Source organism: Blautia sp. MCC270 (assembly GCF_018785605.1).
Classification (GTDB): Bacteria; Bacillota; Clostridia; order Lachnospirales; family Lachnospiraceae; genus Blautia_A; species Blautia_A fusiformis.
The window spans coordinates 1-24,283 of record NZ_WQQD01000065.1; the positions used below are offsets into that span (position 1 = coordinate 1).

Here is a 24,283-nt window from a genome sequence, read left to right on the forward strand (position 1 = left end):
CACTGTGTAAGACATTGCAGTACCGTAAGGTGTTTGCCAATGCAGTAGTGGGAGAAGCAAGAATCCCCCTGCTTTAGTTGTTGGGAGTGTCAAATCGTTTTCCACATGTAAGATCATTCCGGGGAAGACGGTCAAATAAAATGAAAATACAGATGAGGAGAAAATAAAATGTTATTTTTTGTAAATGATTACTGCGAGGGAGCGCATCCGGCGATCCTCCAGAAGCTTCTGGAAACCAATATGGAGAAGCTTTCCGGCTATGGCACAGACAAATACTGTGATTCTGCAAAGGAGAAGATCCGTAAAGCCTGTGGCTGCCCGGATGCAGAGGTGTTTTTCCTGGTGGGAGGAACCCAGACCAATGCCACGGTCATAGGTTCTGTCCTGAACCGTTATGAAGGTGTTCTTGCGGCGCAGACCGGACACGTAAGCTGTCATGAGGCCGGAGCGATCGAGTATACAGGACATAAGGTACTGACACTTCCGGCAGAAAACGGAAAGATCAAAGCAGAAAGTATCACAGATTATGTGGAAACTTTTTATGGGGATGAAAGTCACGACCATATGGTATTTCCGGGAATGGTTTATATTTCTCATCCGACAGAGTACGGAACACTTTATACGAAGAAAGAGCTGGAGGAAATTTCCGAGGTATGCCATAAATACGAGCTTCCGCTGTTTCTGGACGGAGCAAGACTTGGCTACGGTCTGGTAAGTCCGCAAGCAGATGTGACACTTGAGGATATCGCCAGATGTACAGATGTGTTCTACATCGGCGGAACCAAGGTCGGTGCACTCTGCGGTGAGGCAGTGGTCTTTACGAAAAAAGCTCCGAAGCACTTTATGACTATGGTGAAGCAGCAGGGAGCCCTTCTGGCAAAAGGCCGTCTTCTGGGAATCCAGTTTGACACACTGTTTACCGATGATCTGTATACAAGGATCAGCAAAAATGCTATTGAAACAGCTATGAAGCTGAAAAGAGCCCTTCAGGAAAAAGGATATCAGCTTTTCCTGGATTCTCCCACGAACCAGCAGTTTGTAGTTTTGGAAAATAAAAAGAAAGAAGAACTGGGCAAAGAAGTTCAGTTTGATTTCTGGGAAAAATATGATGAAAATCATACAGTGATCCGTTTTGCCACAAGCTGGGGAACAAAAATGGAAGATATTGACGCGCTGATCGAGTTGCTGTAGGGCTGTCGGCAGACGATAAAAGAGATGAGATGGAAAAACTCCGTGAGGTCCGGGTGAATGCAGACCTCACGGAGTTTTTGTTTTCGAAAATTATAACTTCTTACCCTTCTCAGCAGCTGCGGTAAGCGCTTCGAATACGGCACTGCGGAAGCCGCTCTTTTCCAGGGTGCGGACACCTTCAATGGTAGTTCCTGCCGGTGAGCAGACCATGTCTTTCAGGTCTCCCGGGTGTCTTCCGGTTTCCAGAACCATTTTTGCGCTGCCGAGAACAGTCTGGGAAGCAAATTTATAAGCCTGCTTACGAGGCATTCCCTGGCTGACAGCGGCATCTGCCATGGCTTCGATAAACATAAACACATAAGCAGGTGAACAGCCGCCTACAGCGCCTGCGGCGTCCATCAGACGCTCCGGTATCACTTCGGTACAGCCAAAGCTGTCTGTGATCTTAAGGATTTCTGCCAGTTCGTCTTCCGAAACCCGGTCATTGGTACATACAGCAGTCATTCCGGCCCCAACCTGTGCAGGAGTATTAGGCATAAAACGGACAACTTTCAGAGGAAGACCGGCTTTTTCTTCCAGCCATGCAAGAGTCTTGCCGGGAGCGATTCCGATGATGGTGTGCTCTGTCGTGAGACTGTCGTGGACCTCTGTGAGAACTTCCTCATAAAACTGCGGCTTTACTGCAAGAACGACAGTTTTTGCAGATCTGACTATTTCATTGTTATCCAGAGTGGTGACAACACCAAGAGTTTTTTCACTGCGCGCTCTGCCTTCTTCTGTAAGGTTGGAAACAATGATCTCGTCCTTTGAAAAGATCCCCTGACGGAGAATACCGCCGATCATGGCAGAGGCCATATTTCCACATCCGATAAATCCAATCTTCATAAACAAAAATCCTCCTTGAAATTTATAAAAAAGGACACGCCTGACTGCGTGCCCTCTTTGGCAATGAAAGCAGATAACGGGAATCGAACCCGCCTCCTCAGCTTGGGAAGCTGATGTTCTACCGATGAACTATATCTGCCTGCATTACTAATTATAGCACCTGAAATAAGAAATACAAGTGCGATTAGCATAAATTGTGTGCATCGCGAAGCATGTTACTGAGAACGGAGTGAACAGTAATCGCTCTGCCAGCCCTGGCTCATGGTACTGTTATGATATCTGGTGGAATAAGTTACATCTTCTCCGAACCAGTCCGGCGCAGTGTAGGCATTGGCGGCTTCCTCTGTAGGAAATTCCACCTCAGCCAGAAGAACTCCCTCGTATTCTCCGTGGAACACATCCAGTTCAATAAAAAGTCCGTCTTTTTCCGGAATCACATAGCGGTCCTTGGTAATGAGGATACCGTCTGCTTTAGGCTTCAGATGCTCATAGGCTTCAGCGGTGAGCGGAAGATTATATTCTTCACGGCTCATGAGACCCTTGGATTTGTAAGTAAGAAAATAGTCATCATCCTGCCGGCGGATGCGGACGACAGGGGAAGTGCAAAGATACCCCTGCTCGATCCTGTGGCAGGGATAAGAAGCCAGATCCTGCGGAAGGTCATCCTTCCGGATCAGAAATTTACGTTCGATCTCCATATAAAAAACCTCCGGATTTGTGAAATGAAAAGATATTATGTTCAGTCTACAGGAAAAAAACAGGATTTGCAATGGCATATCTGTTGAAATTTCTTGACATTTTCAGATGGAAAAAGCATTATGGAAGGGAATGGGGAATACAGAAAATATTTATGGATTTTATAAAAGAAAGGATGAACAGGATCATGAGTAAAGTATATATTTTTTTCGCAGATGGTTTTGAAGATATTGAAGGACTGACCGTGGTAGATCTGATGAGAAGAGCCGGGATCGACATCCAGACAGTATCTATCAAAGAGACAAAAGAGATCAGAACCTCTCATGGGATCGATCTTCTTACAGACCGTACCTTTGGAGAATGTGATTTTTCCGATGCGGATATGCTTGTAATTCCGGGAGGAATGCCGGGAACAAAATATCTGGAGGAATATAAACCGCTGACTGAGCTTCTGACAGATTTCTATCAGAATGGCGGCAAGGTAGCAGCTATCTGTGCGGCACCAGGTATATTCGAGAGACTGGGATTCCTGAAAGGCAGAAATGCTACATCGTACCCATCTGTTATGGAACAGCTTAAAAGTGCCAGAACATCTCTGGAGCCTGTAGTGGTAGATGGAAATGTAACTACCAGCAGAGGCCTTGGAACAGCCATCGATTTCAGCCTTTCCCTGATCGGACAGCTGGAGGGAAGCGCAAAGGCAGAAGAGATCGCTGAATCGGTGGTGTATGTAAGAGCATGAAAAAAGAGATGAAACAGGTCCTGTGGGTAGTGGCGCTTTTTGTTATACTGATGACAGCCACAGGAAATTTGGTGTCAGCTGCCGGCTTTGACTGGTCGGATGATACATTCGGGAATGCTTGCAAAAAAGTGTATTCCGTATCTTTCAGGTCAGGCGGAGGAGCCTCCTCTGCTATATATAAAAAATTGGAAAAGAAACAGAAATATGGTTCCATGATCACGATTCCCAAAGTGCCGCAGGTCCCAACAGGATATCAGGCAGAAGGATGGTCTCTGAAAAAAGGAGGAGCGGAGGCAGGATATAAGCCGGGAAAAAAATATTTTGTAAAAAGAAATGTAACGTTTTATGCAGTGATAAAAAAGAAGAACAATCCCAAACTGATCCTGCACAGGAATGACGGAGATATCTACAAGATCATCCAGGCTCCAAGCGGAAAACTGAAACTACCGGTGATGGCCAATGAAGAGAATTATACATTCCTTGGATGGTCTACCAGGGCAGGTCAGAAGACCGCACCAAGGTATGAAGCCGGACAGGTGATCACAGTCAGTGGAACCATGCATCTCTATGCGGTGAGATTCTGGCGGTATCAGGAACCGAATCTGGTCAGGAACAGCTTTCATTATCCTGAGAATTACGAAAGGATCATCTTTGTGGGAGATTCCAGGACATATGGTCTTCAGAAGGTATTGTACGAACAGTTTGGAAAGGAGTATGTGGACAGCCATGTCAGCTTTGTATGCTGTTCTAATACGGAACTGGGCTGGCTGAAGTCAACGGGTGCACAGGCTCTTTTGAAAGAAATAGAAAAATGTCGTAAAAATGAAAAATACGCAAAGATCGCAGTGGTGTTTAATCATGGTATCAATGATCTCAGAGATATTAACGGAAAACAGGATCTGAATGATAGACTCTCACAGTACGTGTCTTATATGAAAAAGCTGGGAACAAAGCTTTCCATGAAAAACTGCAGTCTGTATTATATGTCTGTGAATCCGATCAATGGAGGGGAAAAGGGAAGTACCAAGAATCGTAAATGTGAGGATGTCCGGACTTTTAACAGCGGTCTTGCCGGTGAGCTTGGAAGTCAGTACCACTATATTGATGTTTACAGTTATCTGATGCGGACCGGATATGGTACTGTATCCAATACGGGAGACGGTACAGACGATGGTGTTCATTATACGCCTAAAACTTATAAAAGGATTTTTACATTTTGTCTTAACAACATAAGAAAGACAGAAAATTACTTTAACATTGAGGACGTGGGCAGCTGAGAAATGCCCTGTGGGGGCATATGGAAAACTGAAAAAAATACTGGCGTTTTTACAGTGGTTATGCTATACTACAGAAATGACTGTAAATATATAATGCGAGTGTTAACTATTTTATATAAGGTATTTACTCGATATGATTAAGGAGGAACAAGAAACATGAGTTTACAGGTGGAGAAAATGGAGAAAAACATGGCGAAACTTACAATCGAGGTTTCCGCCGAGGATCTTGACAAAGCAATGCAGAATGCATATCAGAAAGCAAAAGGCAGAATTTCTATTCCGGGATTCCGTAAAGGAAAAGCTCCAAGAAAAATGATCGAGCAGATGTACGGAAAGGGAGTATTCCTTGAGGACGCTGCAAACGCTCTGATCCCTGAGCATTACAGCAAAGCACTTGCTGAGTGTGATCTTGAGATCGTTTCCCAGCCTAAGATCGATGTAACACAGGTTGAGCCTGGCAAACCATTTATCTTTACAGCAGAAGTAGCTACTAAACCAGAGGTAACTCTTGGTGACTATAAAGGACTTGAGGTTCCGAAGTCTGAGACAGAGGTAACAGACGAGGAAGTTGAGGCTGAGATTAAGAAAGAGCAGGAGAAAAACTCCAGAACCATCACAGTTGAGGATCGTGCAGCACAGAACGGCGATACAGCAACTATCGATTTCGAGGGATTCGTAGATGGTGAGGCATTCGAGGGCGGTAAAGGAACAGACTATCCGCTGACACTTGGTTCCAACACCTTCATCCCGGGATTCGAGGAGCAGCTTGTTGGTGCTAACACAGGTGATCACGTAGAAGTTAAGGTTACATTCCCGGAGGAGTATCAGGCAAAAGAGCTGGCTGGCAAAGAAGCTGTATTCCAGTGCGATGTTAAGAAGATCGAAGCAAAAGAGCTTCCGGAGCTTGACGATGACTTTGCTAAGGATGTATCTGAGTTTGATACACTTGCTGAGTACAAGGAAGACGTTAAGAAGAACCTGACAGAGAAGAAAGCAGAAGATGCACGTCGTGCAAAAGAAGATGCAGCAGTAGATAAAGTGATCGAGAATGCACAGATGGATATTCCGGAGGCAATGATCGAGACACAGACACGTCAGATGCTTGACGATTTCGCAAGAAGAATGCAGTCCCAGGGTCTTTCCATGGAGCAGTACTTCCAGTTCACAGGCCAGAGCGTTGACAAGATGATGGAAGACATGAAGCCACAGGCTCTTAAGAGAATCCAGACAAGACTTGTTCTTGAGAAGATCGCTGAGGTAGAGAACATCCAGCCAACAGAGGAAGAGGTTAACGAAGAGATCTCCAAGATGGCAGAGATGTACAAGATGGAAGCAGACAAATTAAAAGATCTCATCGGTGAGAACGAGATGGAGCAGATGAAGAAAGATATGGCTGTTCAGAAAGCTGTTACATTAGTTGCCGATGCAGCTGTAGAGGCGTAATAAACCTCGGAAATGGAGGGCAAAATGAGTTTAGTACCTTACGTCATTGAGCAGACCAGCAGAGGAGAAAGAAGTTATGATATCTATTCAAGACTTCTTAAGGACCGAATCATTTTCCTTGGAGAAGAGGTAAACGATGTCAGTGCGAACCTGATCGTTGCGCAGCTTCTCTTCCTGGAAGCAGAAGATCCTTCCAAGGATATCCAGCTTTATATTAACAGCCCGGGTGGTTCTGTAACTGCCGGAATGGCAATTTATGATACAATGCAGTATATCAAGTGCGATGTATCTACGATCTGCCTTGGAATGGCAGCCAGCATGGGAGCTTTCCTCCTGTCCTCCGGTGCCAAAGGCAAGAGATATGCACTGCCGAATTCGACGATCATGATCCATCAGCCATCAGGCGGTGCACAGGGGCAGGCTACAGAGATCCAGATCGTAGCTGACCAGATCGCAAAAACCAAAAAGAAGCTGAACGAGATTCTTTCTGCGAATACCGGACAGCCTCTTGAGATTGTGGAAAAAGATACTGACCGTGACAACTATATGACAGCGGAAGAAGCTAAGGCATACGGCCTGATCGACGGTGTTGTGATCCACAAATAATGCGTAAGAAAAGACTCCTGTAAAGACACAGGAGTCTTATCTTGCTTTAAAAAGGAATTTTAAATGTCTGCGAGAGACGGACATTTACGCTTAGAAAGGAAACAAAAAGATATGGCAGATAAAGTAAAAGAAGGAAAGGTAAGATGCTCCTTTTGCCATAAGACTGAAGATCAGGTACGCAAGCTGATCGCAGGTCCGGATGGAGCATATATTTGTGATGAATGTATCGGGATCTGCTCCGAGATCATGGAAGAAGAATTCAGTATGTATGATCATGAGGCAGATTATGAAACAGGGATCAACCTTCTGAAACCGGAAGAGATCCACAGTATCCTGGATGAGTATGTGATCGGACAGGATGATGCCAAGAAGGCACTTTCCGTAGCTGTTTACAATCATTACAAGAGGATTCTTGCTTCAAGAAACCTGGACGTGGAGCTGCAGAAGAGCAATATCCTGATGCTTGGTCCGACCGGTTCCGGTAAGACACTTCTTGCACAGACACTGGCAAGACTGCTGAATGTTCCTTTTGCCATCGCAGATGCCACTACTCTCACAGAGGCAGGCTATGTTGGCGAGGATGTTGAGAACATTCTTCTGAAGATCATTCAGGCAGCCGATTACGATATTGAGCGTGCCCAGTACGGAATCATCTATATCGATGAGATCGATAAGATCACAAGAAAATCCGAGAATACCTCCATCACCAGAGATGTGTCTGGTGAGGGCGTACAGCAGGCACTTCTGAAAATTCTGGAAGGAACCGTTGCAAGCGTACCTCCTCAGGGAGGAAGAAAGCATCCTCATCAGGAATTTATCCAGATCGATACTACAAACATCCTGTTCATTTGCGGTGGTGCCTTTGACGGACTGGAGAAGATCATCGAGGCAAGACAGGATACCAAATCCATTGGTTTCGGAGCAGAGGTTTCCGAGAAGGAAGACCGCAATGTGGGCGAAGTTCTGAAGGAGGTTATGCCGGAGGACTTTATTAAATTCGGTCTGATCCCGGAGTTTATCGGACGAGTTCCGGTCGTGGTAACCTTGGATTCTCTGGATGAAGAAGCACTGATCCGTATTCTGAAGGAGCCTAAGAATTCCCTCACAAAACAGTACGACAAGCTTTTTGAGCTGGATGGCGTGCAGCTTGAGTTCCAGGATGAAGCACTTGAGACAGTTGCCCGGAAATCTCTTGAGAGAAAAACAGGTGCCAGAGGACTTCGTGCCATCATGGAGCATACCCTGATGGATCTGATGTACAAGACACCATCGGACGACACCATCCGTAAGTGTATCGTCACAAAAGAGGCAGTGGAGGGAACCGGAGAGCCGGAGATCATCCACGGGGAGGCCAAGGCTCCTGCAAAAAAAGCAGGACGCAAAACATCCCGTTCGAGAAAGAAAGGCAAGCCGGAAACAGCTTGATGAAGGGAATGACATAAATGACAAATCAGGTCAATATATTGCCAATGATCGCTCTCCGTGGGACTACAGTCCTTCCGGATATGATCGTACACTTTGATGTGAGCAGGGAGAAATCTATCCGTGCCGTGGAAGCAGCCATGCTCCATGACCAGAAGATCTTTCTGCTGACACAGAAGGATCCTGAGGTGGAAATACCGGAACTTACGGATCTGTATCAGGTAGGAACCGTCGCTTATATCAAGCAGGTGGTGAAGCTTCCGCAGGATCTTTACCGGGTTCTGGTAGAGGGACTGGACAGGGCAGAGGTTCTGGGCCTGGAGCAGGAGGAACCATATCTGAAGGCGGAATGCGAGATCGTTACGGCACAGGAAGAGGATTACCCGGAACCGGTAAAGGACGCCATGCTTCGCAGCATCCGGGAGCTTTTTCAGAGATATTGCAGAGAAAGCGGAAAAGTAAGCAAGGATCTGGTAACCCAGATCATGAACATCGAAGATGTGCAGGAAACCATCGACCAGATCGCAGTAAATCTTCCGATGGCGTATCAGAACAAGCAGAAGCTTCTGGAAGCAGTGTCTTTGAATGACCGTTATGAGATCCTTGGAGCGCTTCTTGGCAGCGAGATCGAGGTGATCCATATCACTAAAGATCTTCAGCGCAAGGTGAAATCCCATATCGACAAGAATCAGAGAGAGTATATCCTCCGGGAACAGCTGAAAACCATCCGTGAGGAGCTGGGCGAGGAGAATACTGCTGATGATATCGATGAATTTAAAAAACAGCTGAAGGAGCTGGATGCATCTGATGAAGTAAAAGAGAAGATTTCCAAGGAGATCAGCCGTTTTAAAGGAATGGCAGCCAGTGCTGCAGAGGCAACGGTGCAGAGAGGCTATCTGGAAACCGTTCTTGCACTTCCGTGGAATAAGAAATCCGAGGATTCCGAGGATCTTGAGAACGCATGGAAGGTTTTGGAAGAGGGTCATTACGGACTGAAAGAGGTCAAAGAACGTATCATGGAATTCCTTGCTGTACGTAAGCTGACCCACAAGGGAAAGAGTCCGATCCTCTGTCTGGTGGGACCTCCGGGAACCGGAAAAACTTCCATTGCACGTTCTGTGGCAGAGGCCATGAACAAGAAATACGTCCGCATCTGTCTTGGAGGTGTCCGTGATGAGGCTGAGATCCGTGGCCACAGAAAGACTTACGTCGGTGCCATGCCAGGAAGGATCACAGTCGCACTGAAGGAAGCCGGAGTCAGCAACCCGCTGATGCTTCTTGATGAGATCGACAAGACCAGCAGCGATTATAAAGGAGATACCTCCGCAGCACTTCTGGAGGTTCTGGATCCGGAGCAGAACAGTAAGTTCAATGATCACTATGTGGAGATTCCCCAGGATCTTTCCGAGGTACTGTTTATTGCCACTGCAAATGATGTTCAGGGAATCCCGAGACCTCTTCTTGACCGTATGGAGCTGATGGAAATCCCGGGATATACGGAAAATGAGAAGGAACATATCGCAAGGGAACATCTGATCCCGAAGCAGATGGAGATCAACGGTATTCCGGAAGGCAAGCTGGTGATCCAGCCGGCAGCTCTTGGCAAGCTGATCAACAATTATACCAAGGAAGCAGGAGTCCGTTCTCTGGAGAGAAGCATCGGACGTATCTGCAGAAAAACTGCACGTGCTATCATGGAAGAGGGTAAGGATAAGGTAGTTGTCACATCCCGAAATATTTCCAGATTCCTTGGCAAAGAACGATATAACTATCTAATGGCCAATGAGAAGGATGAGATCGGGATCGCCCGCGGTCTTGCATGGACACAGGTAGGCGGTGATACCCTGCAGATCGAAGTCAATATCATGCCCGGAAAAGGCGAGCTGCTTCTCACCGGACAGCTTGGAGATGTGATGAAGGAATCTGCACAGGCAGGTATCAGCTATATCCGTTCGGTTTCTGACCAATATGAGATCGATCCGGAATTTTTCCAGAAGCATGATATGCATGTACATATTCCGGAGGGTGCCGTTCCGAAGGATGGCCCGTCTGCCGGTATTACAATGGCAACTGCCATGCTGTCTGCAATTATCGAAAAACCGGTGCGTGCGGATCTTGCCATGACCGGTGAGATCACCTTAAGAGGCCGTGTGCTTCCGATCGGCGGACTGAAAGAGAAGCTGCTTGCGGCTAAATATGCCAGGATCAAGGAAGTCCTTGTTCCGGAGAAAAATCGTCCGGATATCGAGGAGATGGACAGAGAGATCATCCAGGGACTGAATATCCGGTTTGTGGATAACATGAAAGAAGTTCTCGGTGAAGCTCTTGCATAAACAAAAAACAGAAAAACCCTGCCCTGACCTTCAGGACAGGGCTTTTAAAAGAAAAGGGAGGAATAACGAATGGTAATCAAAAACGTATCGCTGGATATCGTCTGCGGCATCACAAGCAAGATCCCGGACACAGGAAGGCCGGAGGTAGCTTTTGCGGGAAAATCAAATGTAGGGAAATCCTCCCTGATCAATGGTCTGATGAACCGTAAGGCCCTGGCAAGAACCAGCGCACAGCCGGGAAAAACACAGACGATCAATTTTTATAATATTAATGAAGCAATGTATCTCGTAGACCTGCCGGGCTACGGCTACGCCAAGGTTTCTGCGGCAGAGAAGGAAAAATGGGGAAAAATGATCGAGGGCTATCTTCATAATTCCAAAGAGCTCCGTGCGGTTTTTCTCCTGGTGGATATCCGCCACAAGCCTTCCGCCAATGACAAGCAGATGTATGACTGGATCTGTCACAACGGATATGAGCCGGTGATCATCGCGACCAAGCTTGACAAGCTGAAACGCAGCCAGGTGGCAAAAAGCCTGAAGGAGATCCGCATCGGACTGGGCCTTCCGAAAGAGGGAAAGATCCTTCCGTTTTCTGCGGAGACGAAGCAGGGAAGAGACGAGATATGGGCACTGATCGATGAGTTGACCGGCCTTGGTGAACCGGCAGCTACAGAGGATTAAGGAGAGCAGAAAAGATGGGAATTATCAAGGCGCTCAAGCTGGGATTTGACTATCAGAGATACGATGATGACGGCAATGTGGTAGACATGCAGCGTGCAGTCAATGATGTGAACCTGGACATTAAAGCAGGAGAATTTGTGGCAGTTCTGGGACATAACGGATCCGGAAAATCCACACTGGCGAAGCATATGAATGCGCTTCTGATCCCAACAGAGGGAACGATGCTGGTGGACGGGATCGATACCGCCAGAGAGACCAAACTCTGGAAGGTACGCCAGAAGGCAGGAATGGTATTTCAGAATCCGGATAACCAGATCATAGGAACCGTTGTGGAAGAGGATGTAGGCTTTGGTCCGGAAAATATGGGAGTTCCTACAGATGATATCTGGAAACGGGTGAATGACAGCCTGGAAAAAGTCGGTATGACAGCCTATCGTTATCAGTCCCCAAACAAGCTTTCCGGAGGGCAGAAGCAGAGAGTGGCTATTGCAGGCGTGATGGCCATGCGCCCGCGGTGCATCATTCTGGATGAGCCTACCGCCATGCTGGATCCTAACGGAAGAAAGGAAGTCCTGGAGGCAGTGCGGGAGCTGAACCGTAAGGAAAAGGTAACAGTCATTCTGATCACCCATTACATGGAGGAAGTGATCCATGCTGACCGTGTTTATGTCATGGACAGCGGAAATGTTGTGATGCAGGGAAATCCCAAAGAGATTTTTTCCCAGGTGGATACCCTTAAGGCGTATGGACTGGATGTACCACAGGTAACACTTCTTGCATATGAACTGAAGAAATCCGGCGTGGATGTTCCGGATGGAATACTGACTACAGAGGAGCTGGTGAGCGCATTATGTCAATCGAATTAAAAAATGTAACCTATACCTACAGCCCCGGGACAGCCTATGAAAGCCATGCGCTGAAGGATGTCAGCCTTGTGATCCCGGACGGCCAGTTTATCGGGATCATCGGACACACAGGAAGTGGAAAATCCACGCTGATCCAGCATCTGAATGCGCTGGTACAGCCAACATCCGGCCAGGTTCTGTATAACGGAGAAGATGTGTGGGCTGAGAAATATGACCGGAAACAGCTCCGCAGCGAGGTTGGTCTGGTGTTTCAGTACCCGGAGCATCAGCTGTTTGAAAATGATGTGATCTCGGATGTATGTTTCGGACCTATGAATCAGGGACTTTCCAGGGAAGAAGCAGAGAAAGAAGCGAAGCAGGCGCTGACTCAGGTTGGAGTAAAAGAGTCCAATTTCAAGAAATCACCCTTTGAGCTTTCCGGAGGCCAGAAAAAAAGGGTAGCTATTGCAGGGGTTCTTGCCATGAACCCGAAGATCCTGATCCTGGACGAGCCCACAGCAGGGCTTGACCCGAAGGGCAGGGATGATATCCTGGATCAGATCGCAGAGCTTCATAAGGTGCGAGGGATAACCATTGTTCTGGTTTCCCACAGCATGGAGGATATTGCGAAATACGTGGAGCGCCTCATTGTTATGAATCACGGAGAAGCTGTATTTGATGATGAGCCGAAGAAGGTTTTTTCCCATTATAAGGAACTGGAAACCATGGGACTTGCCGCACCGCAGATCACTTATATCATGCATGCGCTGAAGGAACATGGGCTGCATGTGGATGCAGATGCCACAACGGTGGAGGAAGCCAGAGACAGTATCCTTGCCGCACTTGCGCAGGCGAACTCTCCATTACTGAACAAAGGAGGGGCGGAAAAATGATCAGAGATATTACCATTGGCCAGTATTATCCGGCCAAATCCGTTCTTCACAGACTGGACCCACGGACCAAATTTCTGGGAACTCTGGGATTTCTGATCTCTGTGTTCCTGTTCCATACATTTCTCGGATATGCGGTGGCAACAGCATTTCTGGTAGCTATGATCGCAATATCCAAGGTTCCGGTGAAATTCATGTTCAAGGGTCTGAAGGCTATCGTTATGATCCTTCTGATCACGGTTGTGTTCAATATCATCCTGACGCCTGGCGAAGTGCTGTGGCGTTTCGGGATCATCAAGGTCACAAGGGAAGGCCTTGTTCTTGCAGGAAGAATGGCGATCCGTCTTGTTTATCTTGTGATCGGATCTTCCATCATGACATTGACTACCACGCCGAATCAGCTGACAGATGGTCTGGAGAGACTGCTCCGTCCGCTGAACAAGATCCGGGTGCCGGTACATGAGATCGCCATGATGATGTCCATTGCCCTTCGATTTATCCCGATCCTTCTGGAGGAGACGGATAAGATCATGAAGGCACAGATCGCCAGAGGTGCAGATTTCGAAAACGGAAACCTGATCCAGAAGGCGAAAAATATGGTACCCCTTCTTGTGCCGCTGTTTATTTCGGCGTTCCGCCGTGCCAATGATCTGGCAATGGCCATGGAAGCAAGGTGTTACCATGGTGGAGAGCACAGAACCCAGATGAAGCCGCTGCATTATGAAAAAAGAGATTATGCGGCCTATGGAATCCTTGTGGCATATCTTGCGGTGGGTGTTGCATTCCGTGTGGCTGGACTGTAGCCAAATCCTGCCGGTACTCAGACATGGAACGGTCCGAAGCGTTGCATTTTGCACAGCGTAACTGTAACCGGATCAGGCAGGCATTTTGCAGGACGGTATGTCTGTTTTGGGATAGAAAGTACTGCAGGGATGTCTGTATCAGGAGGGAATATATTTTATGAAACGAGTAGGACTTGTTGTAGCTTATGATGGAACCAAGTACTCAGGCTGGCAGACACAGCCAAATGGAATCACCATTCAGGGCGTTTTAAACGATACCTTAAGTGAGCTGCTTGGGGAAAAAATCGAGACCATCGGTGCCAGCCGTACAGATGCAGGAGTGCACGCTCTTGGAAATGTGGCGGTGTTTGATACCGAATCCAGGATCCCCGGGGAAAAATTTTCCTATGCACTGAACCAGAGACTTCCGGAGGATATCCGTATCCAGCTTTCTGAGGAGGTGGAGCCGGATTTTCATCCCCGTTACTGTGACAGTGAAAAAACATATGAATATCGTATCCTGAACCGGAAGTTTCCGGTGCCAACGGAGCGTTTGTATTCTTATTTTTACCATTATAAACTGGATGTGGATAAGATGAAGGAAGCAACATCTTATCTGATCGGACGCCATGATTTTGCCAGCTTCTGCGGCTCCGGCGCACAGGTGAAGACCACCATTCGTACCGTGACCTCCATGGACGTGTGGAGAGATGGTGACATGGTGACCATCCGCATTTCAGGAACAGGTTTCCTTTACAATATGGTGCGTATCATTTCAGGAACCCTGATCGAGATCGGAAACGGGCAGTATCCGCCGGAACGCATGGACAAGATTTTAAAAGCCTGTGACCGTGCAGTAGCAGGACCAACAGCTCCGGCTCAGGGTCTGACGCTGATGGGAATCGAGTTTTTCTGAAAACAGGAATTTTGTTGAAAATTACAAGAAAAAACAGTTGACAGGCAAGGTGCCTTATAATATAATAACTCAATGTGACGTAGTGCGAAGATGCTTGAGCCAATAGCCCCGGCGACGGCATTTTATCAGCGGTTTCGGACATTTCCGCGATTTATTTTGCACCCGCGTTTCCATTTACTTTTTTTCGCGGAAGTACCGCGGTTTGAGAAACATTATCGTTGATAAATAACAGGAGGTAGGACCATGCAGACTTATATGGCTAATCCGGATAAAATCGAAAGAAAATGGTATGTAGTTGACGCAGAGGGTTGCACTCTGGGACGTCTGGCATCCGGTGTTGCAAGTGTTTTAAGAGGAAAGAACAAACCTCAGTTTACACCGCACGTTGACACAGGAGATTATGTAATCGTTGTAAACGCTGATAAGATCAAAGTTACAGGCAAGAAGCTTGAGCAGAAGATTTATTATAACCACTCCGACTATGTTGGTGGAATGAAAGAAACCACATTAAAAGAAATGTTAGCAAAGAAACCTGAGAAGGTTATCGAGCTCGCAGTTAAGGGAATGCTTCCGAAAGGACCTCTTGGAAGAGCTATGAACAAGAAACTTTTCGTATATGCAGGACCAGAGCACAAACATGAGGCTCAGAAGCCTGAAGTTTTAACATTTTAATAGGAGGTAGAAAACATTGGCTAGCGCAAAATTCTACGGAACAGGAAGAAGAAAGAAATCAATCGCAAGAGTTTACCTGGTACCTGGAACAGGTAAAATCACTATCAATAAAAGAAACATCGATGAGTACTTCGGACTTGAGACTCTGAAGGTTATCGTTCGTCAGCCACTGGCTTTAACAGAGACAGAGGGTAAATTCGACGTGATCGTTAACGTTCACGGCGGTGGATACACAGGACAGGCTGGAGCAATCCGTCATGGTCTTTCCAGAGCACTCCTTGAGGCAGACAAAGACTACAGACCAGCTCTTAAAGCTGCTGGATTCCTTACACGTGATCCACGTATGAAAGAGCGTAAGAAATACGGTCTCAAAGCAGCTCGTCGCGCTCCGCAGTTCAGCAAGCGATAATTCCAATCGAATACAGAAAACTATTAAAACCTCGGAAAGCCTTGATTTTCCGGGGTTTTTTATATCTGAAATTTCTAAAATTTTCTAAAAAAGGGGTCGTTTTTGAAGTGTAGCACACGTAGCGCACAAAACACCTTAAAAAATATATTGAGTATATTGCAAAGAAAAATTGCGTATGATATAATGCCAATAGGCGAAAAGAAATGACGAGTCCATGTGGACAAAAAGAATGAAGCCCTCAGTACTGCCAATACTGGGGGCTTCTTCTTGTTTGATTATAGTAGACAAGAAACTACTAGGTTAGTGCTGTCCTACTTGCCGCCGTCTAGCCATTTGCAAACATAATAGGCGACTATGCTTGCCGTGCAGGAGACAAGGAAAGAAATGACGATTTCCATATGAACTCACCTCCTCCCGTTGCCGGGTTTCGGATGGACAACAAAAGTATTATATCATAGAACAATACGGACGGGAAGAGTAAAGATATAATTATAAATAAGCTGGGGGAGACCCTTTATAGTTGTATTGCATGAAGCAGGGTTAATGCCGCGAGGATAAAGAAAAAATAAAAAAGACTACCTATTATAAATAAAAATGCGTTTCCTACAGTGTTGGAAAATATTCTTTCGTAACACACATGTAGCACACAAAACGATGTAAAAGCTTTATTTTATAGGTTCCACAGTTCTGCAAGCGATAATTCTCGTTATCTAAGAGATAATCAAAAAGAACTTATATTGCTATCAAAACCTCAGAAACGTTATGTTTCTGGGGTTTTTCTTTTGCCTGCAGAGTTTTTGTCTGGTTCGATCGTCAGGTTGATGGTATCGATCAATACCTGCATATCTAGATGAGTGTAGACACGCTCTGTCAGTGTCATGGCTCCGGAGTGCCCTACAATCTTTTTGATAATAGTCTCCTGAACTTTGGCTTCCGACAGCATGGAGATGCAGGTATGTCTTGTGCAGTGTGGTGTCCGGTCAATACCTAGCTGCTCAGTCAATGGATGCCAGTAGCTGTCATAATAATTGCGGTAAGTAAACTTCTTTCCATCCTCTGTGTGCAGCAGGTAGGAAGAACCCGGACAGGATTCATACCATGCACGATAGAAGGGGAGAAGCTTATCAGCAATCGGTACCTTTCGAATACCATTTTCCGTCTTACTGGAGATGACGTCAAAATACTGTTCATCCAGATGGACATTTTCCTTTTTTAAATTCAGAAACTCGGAGATCCGGACACCGTTATAAAGCAGCATCAGGATGATCTGATAATACTTGTTCTCCTGCATTGTCCAGATTTTTGCAACTTCCTCTTTTGAAGTAACTATTCAGTACACAATGTCACTTAGTTAACGTTTAATAGGGAGCGAATTCTTACAGAACAAATTACAGATAAGCCTTAGTGAAACCGTTTTACAGATATGTTTACGATTTACTCGTGAAGGAAAGCACGACAAAAAGACAGATTGCAAATCTGCCTCAAAACGGATTATAATGATAAAGGTGTCTATGCTGCCCGATATATAAAATATCGCGGCCTTCGGAAATGAGCCGTTTGGAGTCTTGGGTATTGGCGTTCATTCCTGATAGGGATCAATTCCTTTTTCAGCAGGGACATCACATCATATTGGTCTTTCTCCGTGGTCAGACGGAGAAAGACTCTGCAGATATGGGCAGCCATAGTAAAATTGACTTTGTATTCATGTTTTGTCCCATGTGCCTCCAGTACTATGTGGTTTATCATTGTTTCAGTTATGTTATACGCAAGTAGCCTTTCCCATATTTCCTGTTTCACGTATTCGGGTTTATATGCATGGAAATTACTCAGCCCAATGGTGTATTTCAGTTTTCTGAATGAGGATTCGATGTTCCATCTGGCATTGTACAAGGTTTTGATACGTTCCGCAGGGAATTCATCACGTGGCAGATTAGTCACGATGCGCTCGTATGTAGAATCGTTGATGGGGAAACGCACAATACGGAAGGATAGTTCATATGTATCATAACTTCCATATTCAATGAAATCGAAAGCAGCTGCCTGATCCACAAAGCATATGTAACCTTCTGTGTGGATGCCTGTCAAAACTTTTTTCGAATGGCTCCGGACCAGTGTGACTCTGACATCAATATCGAAGGATTCCTTATCTGGAAAATTAAAATTACCGACCAGTCCTTTGGAATGGATATCCTTGGTACGGAACAGGAAATGCTGTCCCTGTTCCATAACATGTGCCATGTTGTTATAAGAGCAATAGCCGCGGTCACCGATATAGACATTTTTTCTTCCGTCCAAAACATCGTGCCGGTCAACAATATCACAGAAAGCACCGAATTCATTTTTGCAGCGGACGGGCTGGATCAGCGCATCCGTGTAAGTATGGGTATCCAAGTCATAAAAAGCATTCAGGTGCCTGCTGTAGACACCGTTGGCAGAGCGTCCCGGGCAACAGTAGTAGTCTGGTGATGAGAAGGCCGGAGTGCTGAAAAAAGTGCAGGTGGAGCCATCGGCAGCCAGGAAACGGTAATGTGAATCCTTAAAGGAAGCGGGCGGCAACTCCATGGAAGAGGAATTAAAGTGCCGGAATACAGCTTCCAACGCCTCAGGTTTAAGCTTTGCCCGCTGCTGGCTGAGAGCAGAAGCGGTTGGCATAGAAGAATCCAATCCCCAGAAATCAAGCATTTCAACCCTGGTTGAAGACGAGCCTTGTGAAACGAGAAAAGAAATAAGTTTCTGAGCAGGGATTTTTTTGCTTCTTTTGAAAGCGGAATCGGGATGGACAGCATACTGTGAAATATCAGAAACAACATGTTCCACAGAAGAAAAAAACAGTTCTTTGATTTGTTGATGGATCATGATCATGTGCCTCCTTGAGAAAGTAATATATCACTAATTCAAGGGCCGCTCTCGCTACCTCAACAAATCTATCAGTAGCGAGAGCGGCCGCACATTTTGCTTCCTATGTCAACCCTTTGGGTAGCTTTTTTGAAAAAATTTGGGTTAGACCCATAATTAGGGGCTAACCCTGTAACTTAACTAAATGACATTGGGTTCTGAATAGTTACATTATTTTTTATAATTCAGAAGCGCTACAATGGGTAAGGTCATAAAATCACCATGAATTCTTGGTATGTACTCATAAGCGTCCCCCTTTTCTGACAGGAATCGTACGGAGTGAACAGTAACCTGAGAAGTGCAATCAGCATAGAGTGTAAATGTTGTGAAAAAATGATAAAAATAAATATAAATACATAAAAAAAATGGTTAAAATGACTAAGGTATGATAGAATAATAGAAAACAAAAAAGCCGTTGCACACGACTTTTTTATGCCGCACCCTGCGGCGCCAGAAGGCGGTTTCGGGTTTCCCCTTATTTGAACTCGTCTTGTTAATACATGATTACCATAGCATCAGAAATTTCAAATGTCAATATATTTTGGAGGCTTTTTTATGAATTCTGATAAAAGAGAAGATTATTATGTGGGATTAGATATGGGTACGGGATCATTGGGTGGTGCTGTTACGGATACACAGTATCATCTGTTGAAAGTAAAAGGAAAAGATTTTTGGTTTGTAAGGGAATATGAAACTGCAAAATCCCAATTAGACAGAAGAACCCATCGGATCGCAAAAAGAAGGTTACAGCGTCATAAGGCGAGGATCGGATTGATCCGGTCATATTTTGCAGAGGATGTACTGAAACATGATCCACTGTTTTATATTCGACAGGATAACAGCAAATATTACCAGGAAGATAAAGATGCCAGACTGACTACAAAAGACAGCCTTTTTGCAGACCCGGGTTATGGAGACAAAGAATATCACGATGACAAAGAATACCCTACGATTTTTCATCTGCGGCAGGCACTTTTAAGAGATCAAATAAAAGACGAAGAGAGATATTCACGCTTCCTGTATCTGGCGATTATCAACATGTTCGAACATCGTGGACACTTTCTTTTGAATACAGAATCCAGTGATCTGAATGCAGATATGATAAAAGATGTAGGTGAACTGGTGATGAATGCTATCTGTGGTGTTTCGGAATATGGTTCGGTTACCTATAAGGAAATCATAGAAATTCTGGAAGATAAGAATATTTCAAGGACTGCTAAGAAGGATCAGATAGCATCTAAAGTCGATATCAAAAAATCGGAGAAAGCACAGATGGAACGGATCAAATGCCTGTGCGGTATGGAAGCAGATGCCAGAGTCATGTTTGAACTCGAGGCAGATGAAAAGATTAAGATCGCATTTCAGCAGGCTGCTTTTGAAGATGAGAAAGAAGAAATCGAAGTTGCGATTGGAGAAGACCGCTATCTGATCATAGAAAATATGAAACAACTGTATGATTACAGTCAGCTGCAGTCTGTATTGAATGGATTCGATTATCTTTCAGACGCCAGAGTGCAGATGTACGAAAAACATAAAGAAGATCTGCATCTTTTGAAAAAGGTATATAGAAAAAATCTGGATCGGGAAATGTATGATAGGATGTTCCGCTCAGGAGAAGAGGGAAGTTATTGTGCGTATTCCAATTCCACGAATTCAGTGGATTCTCTGGCAGAAGCGAAAAAGTACAGAAGAAATATGAAAAAAAGAAGCCAGAAAGATCTCTATGACAGGATCAAGAAAGATCTGAAAGAGGTTCATGACGCGGATGCAGATGCTATTCGCAAAGAGATGGAATTAGAACGTTTTCTGCCCAAGCAGATTACCGGTGCAAATGGAATCATTCCAAACCAGGTACACCGAAAAGAATTAAAGAAAATTCTTGAAAATGCAGAGCACCATCTCGATTTTCTAAAAGAAAAAGATGAAAGTGGATATACGGTATCTGAGCGGATCCTGATGCTGTTTTCCAGTAACATTCCATACTATGTCGGACCTGTAGGCAGCGGATCAAAAACAGGATGGGCAAAGATACAGGAATCAGGACAGGTATTACCTTGGAATATGGAACAGAAGATTGATGTGGAACAGACTTCAGAACGTTTTATCACGAATCTCATCCGGGAATGTACGTACCTTTCCGGAGAAAAAGTCTTGCCAAAGCAGTCTTTATTATATGAGAGCTATTGCGTTCTCAATGAAATTAATAATTTACGCATTCGTGGAAAACGAATCGTACCGGAATTAAAACAGGATATCTACAGAGAAGTCTTCCAGAGCTCCAGAATGGGAAAGAAAGTTACGAAAAAGAATCTTTGCACGTATTTGATAAACAGAGGACTGATTACGGAAGAATCTGAAGTTTCAGGGATTGACAAAGAGATCAATGCGTATCTGCCATCTTATGGAAAGATGTATGGCGTTTTTGGAGAACGTCTGAGAGAAGAAGCAGTTCAAGAGATAGCAGAAAAAATTATTTATTACGGAACTATCTATGGGGATGCCAAGTCGATGTTCCGAAAAAAACTGAATCAGTATGTTTCTGACGGGTGGCTGACAGAACCCCAGGCAAAACGGATTTCCGGTTATAAATTTAAGGACTGGGCAAGAATTTCCAGAAGTATGTTATGCCTGAGCGGATGTGATAAAAGTACAGGTGAGAAAATTTCTCTGATCCGGGCTATGTGGGAATATAATCTGAACTTTATGGAGTTGATTTACAGCGAAGATTTTACTTTTCAAAAAGAACTGGAAGAGAGAAGAAAAGCGTTAGGAAAAACTTTGCAGGAATTTCAATTTGAAGATCTGGACGAGTACTATTACAGTGCACCTGTGAAACGTATGATCTGGCAGGCTGTTCAGGCATTAAAAGAAATTACGCAGATCATGGGACATAACCCAAAACGTATCTTTATTGAGATGACTAGAACAGAGGAAGAAAAAGGAGAACAGGGAAGAAAGAATTCAAGAGAAAAACGTCTGTTAAAATTGTATGAAAGCATCAGGGACGAAAGAAACTGGGCCGCAGAAATAAAAAATGCAAATGCATCCGGAAAATTAAACAGTAAAAAAATGTATCTTTATTATCTGCAGATGGGAAGGGATGTATATACGGGAGAACCCATCGATATTGAAGATCTATTTGATGATAGCAGATATGACATTGATCATATTTATCCAAGAAGCTTGACGAATGACAACAATATTGAAAATAATCTTGTTCTGGTGTCAAAAACGATCAATCAGAACGAGAAAAAGAATGATTATCCGGTGCCGGAAAAGGTCAGAACGAATAAAAAAGTCCGGGATCTGTGGCATACACTTCATAAAATGGGATTTATGAATGATGAAAAATACAATCGCCTGACATCCACGGAACATCTGACAGACGATCAGCTTGCCGGATTTATCGCAAGACAGTTGGTGGAGACCGCACAGGGAGCAAAAGGAATCGCAGAGCTTATGAAGGCGATGCTGCCGGGAACAGATATTGTATATGCGAAGGCAAGAAATGTATCTGACTTCAGAAAAGAATACAAGATGCTAAAAAGCAGATTAGTCAATGATTATCATCACGCACAGGATGCATATTTGAATATTGTTGTGGGAAATGTGTATTTTACGAAATTCACCAGAAATCCTGTGAATTTTGTAAAGAAAGAAGCAAGACGTGATGGCAGAAACTATGATTATAATCTGTATAAAATGTACAGTAAAGATATCATAAGAAATGGAGAAATAGCTTGGATTGCAACAAGCGAACAGGGACCGGGAACGATTCGTCTGGTAAAGGAAACGATGGGAAGGAATACGCCGGTCATTACAAGACAGGCATTTGAACAGCAGGGAGAATTGTTTAATCTTCAGCCGGTTGGAAAGTATTCTGCTAAGAAGGATAATTATGTTCCACTAAAAATAAATGATGAAAAAGTGCAGGACGTAAGCAAATATGGTGGTTACACTTCTCTGAATCCTTCCTATTTTATCTTTATAGAACATGGACCGGAAAAAAAGAGAAAGAAATGTTTCGAAGTGATACAGAGCTATTATTCTGCTCGGATAAAAACGGAAAAGGATTTGATTGATTTTCTGGTACAAAAAGGATATAAAAATCCAAGAGTGATAAATGCCGGGATAAAAAAGAATGCACTCATAAAATACAATGGATATTTCTTATATATTATTGGAATGGATGCAAGAAAAAATATTGAATTTTCTAATGCAACGGCAATGTGCTTAAAGAATAACTATATACAATATGTTTGCAAGCTGGAGAAAATGAATAAGGCGATTTTGTTATCAGAAAAACAGAAAACAAATTTACACTGGGATGAAAGAATCACCTGTGAAAGCAATCTGGAACTGTACAGAGAACTTACAGAAAAACATCTGCATTCCATCTATCAAAAACATCCAAAAAGCATAGGAAAGTGTCTTGCAGAGGGAGAAGGAGCATTTAAACTTCTTGATATCGAACAACAGGTGAAGATTTTATGTGATATCGTTCAGTATACATCCTTTCAGAGAGGAGTCTTCTCATTGAAGGTTCTTGGAGGACCCAAAGAGGTAGGAAGAATCCGAATATCCGGAAATATGACAGAGGCAAAAGAATGTAAACTTATCAATTATTCGATTACCGGTATGTATAAAACAGAAATGGATCTACTGAAAAAATAGGGAGGAATAAGTATGAGCTGGCGGACGGTGATCATATCCAGCACGGCGAAGCTGGATTACCAGATGGGATATCTGGTGCTCCGAAAAGATGATGTAACAAAGATTCATCTTTCGGAAATTGAAACAGTAATGATAGAATCCACATCGGTGTCACTGACCGCGGCTCTCTTATGTGAACTGACAAAGAAAAAGATCAAAGTGATCTTTTGTGATGAAAAGAGAAATCCTTCGTCAGAACTCATCAGTTACTACGGAGCGCATGATACCTCATTAAAAGTCAGGAATCAGATTGCATGGACCGATGATATAAAAAAACATGTCTGGACAGAAATTGTGGCAGAAAAAATACGGAAACAGGCGTTGCATCTGCAGCATTGGAAACGAGAGGAAGCAGATCTGCTTTATCAGTATATCAATGAAATAGAATTCGGGGATGCTACGAACCGGGAGGGGCATGCGGCGAAAGTTTACTTTAATGCTCTGTTTGGTATGGATTTTACCAGAAGCGCGGAAAATGTTACGAATGCTGCGCTGAATTATGGTTATTCACTGCTGTTGTCAACATTTAATCGCTGCGTGGTTGCCAATGGGTATATTACACAGCTGGGGCTTTTCCATGATAATGTATTTAATCAGTTCAATCTGGCCTGTGATCTGATGGAACCGTTTCGCCCGCTTGTGGATCTGAAAGTGAAAAAGATGGCCTTCCCGTTTTTTGAAAAGGAAGAAAAACATGAAATGGTTTCGCTGCTAAAAGAAGAAGTAATAATCGGTAACCGAAACGAATATCTGACCAATGCGATAAAAATATATACCAGGAGTGTCTTTGATGCATTAAATGATAACGATGTATCGCAGATAAAATTTTATAGGACAAATGAGTTATAGATATATGAGAGTAATGGTATTTTTTGATCTTCCGGT

General features: G+C 44.4%; 20 protein-coding genes and 1 tRNA gene. 16 read left to right on the top strand and 5 right to left on the bottom strand.

The features are described 5' to 3' along the window. Nucleotides 1-168: 168 nt before the first annotated feature. Complete coding sequence (locus GPK58_RS12155) at nt 169-1,191, top strand: threonine aldolase family protein (RefSeq protein WP_215638717.1); 1,023 nt, start codon at nt 169-171, stop codon at nt 1,189-1,191. Between the two features lie 90 nt (nt 1,192-1,281). Here GPK58_RS12155 and proC read toward each other — a convergent pair whose 3' ends face one another. The 3 genes from proC to GPK58_RS12170 form a co-directional block, all read right to left on the bottom strand. Further along, nucleotides 1,282-2,076, bottom strand: coding sequence for a pyrroline-5-carboxylate reductase (gene proC, locus GPK58_RS12160; protein WP_114002234.1), 795 nt, complete (start codon nt 2,074-2,076; stop codon nt 1,282-1,284). A gap of 68 nt (nt 2,077-2,144) precedes the next feature. Continuing rightward, nucleotides 2,145-2,215: transfer RNA gene (locus tag GPK58_RS12165), tRNA-Gly, on the bottom strand. A gap of 76 nt (nt 2,216-2,291) precedes the next feature. Then, entirely contained in the window at nt 2,292-2,774 is a 483-nt protein-coding gene (locus tag GPK58_RS12170; protein WP_021650584.1) for a CYTH domain-containing protein, read from the bottom strand. A gap of 182 nt (nt 2,775-2,956) precedes the next feature. On the opposite strand from GPK58_RS12170, the gene GPK58_RS12175 reads away from it, so the two are divergent. The 13 genes from GPK58_RS12175 (at nt 2,957) to rpsI (ending at nt 15,790) form a co-directional block, all read left to right on the top strand. Beyond that, nucleotides 2,957-3,514 (top strand): DJ-1 family glyoxalase III, encoded by a 558-nt coding sequence (locus tag GPK58_RS12175; protein WP_092068762.1) that lies wholly within the window; start codon nt 2,957-2,959, stop codon nt 3,512-3,514. Continuing rightward, nucleotides 3,511-4,791, top strand: coding sequence for an InlB B-repeat-containing protein (locus tag GPK58_RS12180; RefSeq protein ID WP_195635373.1), 1,281 nt, complete (start codon nt 3,511-3,513; stop codon nt 4,789-4,791). The genes GPK58_RS12175 and GPK58_RS12180 overlap by 4 nt, the downstream gene beginning before the upstream one ends. Before the next feature lie 156 nt (nt 4,792-4,947). Continuing rightward, nucleotides 4,948-6,234 (top strand): trigger factor, encoded by a 1,287-nt coding sequence (gene tig / locus GPK58_RS12185; protein ID WP_021650587.1) that lies wholly within the window; start codon nt 4,948-4,950, stop codon nt 6,232-6,234. A gap of 24 nt (nt 6,235-6,258) precedes the next feature. Then, nucleotides 6,259-6,840 (top strand): ATP-dependent Clp endopeptidase proteolytic subunit ClpP, encoded by a 582-nt coding sequence (gene clpP / locus GPK58_RS12190; RefSeq protein WP_015527365.1) that lies wholly within the window; start codon nt 6,259-6,261, stop codon nt 6,838-6,840. Nucleotides 6,841-6,951: 111 nt separating this feature from the next. Beyond that, complete coding sequence (gene clpX / locus GPK58_RS12195) at nt 6,952-8,265, top strand: ATP-dependent Clp protease ATP-binding subunit ClpX (protein ID WP_022426169.1); 1,314 nt, start codon at nt 6,952-6,954, stop codon at nt 8,263-8,265. A 17-nt stretch (nt 8,266-8,282) separates the two neighbouring features. Then, nucleotides 8,283-10,595 carry an endopeptidase La gene (gene lon / locus GPK58_RS12200; RefSeq protein ID WP_092068692.1) on the top strand — a complete coding sequence of 771 codons (2,313 nt, stop codon included), beginning with the start codon at nt 8,283-8,285 and terminating at the stop codon, nt 10,593-10,595. 69 nt (nt 10,596-10,664) lie between these two features. Next, entirely contained in the window at nt 10,665-11,276 is a 612-nt protein-coding gene (yihA, locus tag GPK58_RS12205; protein WP_015527362.1) for a ribosome biogenesis GTP-binding protein YihA/YsxC, read from the top strand. Nucleotides 11,277-11,290: 14 nt separating this feature from the next. Then, entirely contained in the window at nt 11,291-12,142 is an 852-nt protein-coding gene (locus tag GPK58_RS12210) for an energy-coupling factor transporter ATPase (protein WP_015527361.1), read from the top strand. Continuing rightward, nucleotides 12,127-13,014, top strand: coding sequence for an energy-coupling factor transporter ATPase (locus GPK58_RS12215; RefSeq protein WP_015527360.1), 888 nt, complete (start codon nt 12,127-12,129; stop codon nt 13,012-13,014). The genes GPK58_RS12210 and GPK58_RS12215 overlap by 16 nt, the downstream gene beginning before the upstream one ends. Continuing rightward, nucleotides 13,011-13,814: an energy-coupling factor transporter transmembrane component T family protein gene (locus GPK58_RS12220; RefSeq protein ID WP_015527359.1), complete on the top strand. Its 804-nt coding sequence runs from the start codon at nt 13,011-13,013 to the stop codon at nt 13,812-13,814. Before GPK58_RS12215 ends, GPK58_RS12220 begins: the two co-directional genes overlap by 4 nt. A gap of 157 nt (nt 13,815-13,971) precedes the next feature. Then, the gene (gene truA / locus GPK58_RS12225; RefSeq protein ID WP_215638718.1) at nt 13,972-14,709 is read left to right on the top strand and encodes a tRNA pseudouridine(38-40) synthase TruA; all 738 of its coding nucleotides are present in this window, start codon (nt 13,972-13,974) and stop codon (nt 14,707-14,709) included. 243 nt (nt 14,710-14,952) lie between these two features. Continuing rightward, a complete protein-coding gene (rplM, locus tag GPK58_RS12230) occupies nt 14,953-15,381 on the top strand; it encodes a 50S ribosomal protein L13 (protein WP_021650595.1) in 429 nt (142 codons plus the stop codon). 16 nt (nt 15,382-15,397) lie between these two features. After that, nucleotides 15,398-15,790, top strand: a complete 393-nt coding sequence (rpsI, locus tag GPK58_RS12235) for a 30S ribosomal protein S9 (protein WP_021650596.1) — start codon at nt 15,398-15,400, stop codon at nt 15,788-15,790. Nucleotides 15,791-16,550: 760 nt separating this feature from the next. Here rpsI and GPK58_RS12240 read toward each other — a convergent pair. Together GPK58_RS12240 and GPK58_RS12245 are read right to left on the bottom strand one after the other, a co-directional pair. Next, a complete protein-coding gene (locus GPK58_RS12240; protein ID WP_330627258.1) occupies nt 16,551-17,120 on the bottom strand; it encodes a tyrosine-type recombinase/integrase in 570 nt (189 codons plus the stop codon). Nucleotides 17,121-17,299: 179 nt separating this feature from the next. Then, nucleotides 17,300-18,652 carry an IS4 family transposase gene (locus tag GPK58_RS12245; RefSeq protein ID WP_330627257.1) on the bottom strand — a complete coding sequence of 451 codons (1,353 nt, stop codon included), beginning with the start codon at nt 18,650-18,652 and terminating at the stop codon, nt 17,300-17,302. Nucleotides 18,653-19,240: 588 nt separating this feature from the next. Between GPK58_RS12245 and cas9 the strand changes: the two genes are divergently transcribed. Further along, on the top strand, nt 19,241-23,359 hold the full coding sequence (gene cas9 / locus GPK58_RS12250; protein ID WP_215638720.1) for a type II CRISPR RNA-guided endonuclease Cas9: 4,119 nt from the start codon (nt 19,241-19,243) through the stop codon (nt 23,357-23,359). A 12-nt stretch (nt 23,360-23,371) separates the two neighbouring features. Then, on the top strand, nt 23,372-24,247 hold the full coding sequence (gene cas1, locus GPK58_RS12255) for a type II CRISPR-associated endonuclease Cas1 (protein ID WP_215638721.1): 876 nt from the start codon (nt 23,372-23,374) through the stop codon (nt 24,245-24,247). The last annotated feature ends 36 nt before the right edge of the window (nt 24,248-24,283 follow it).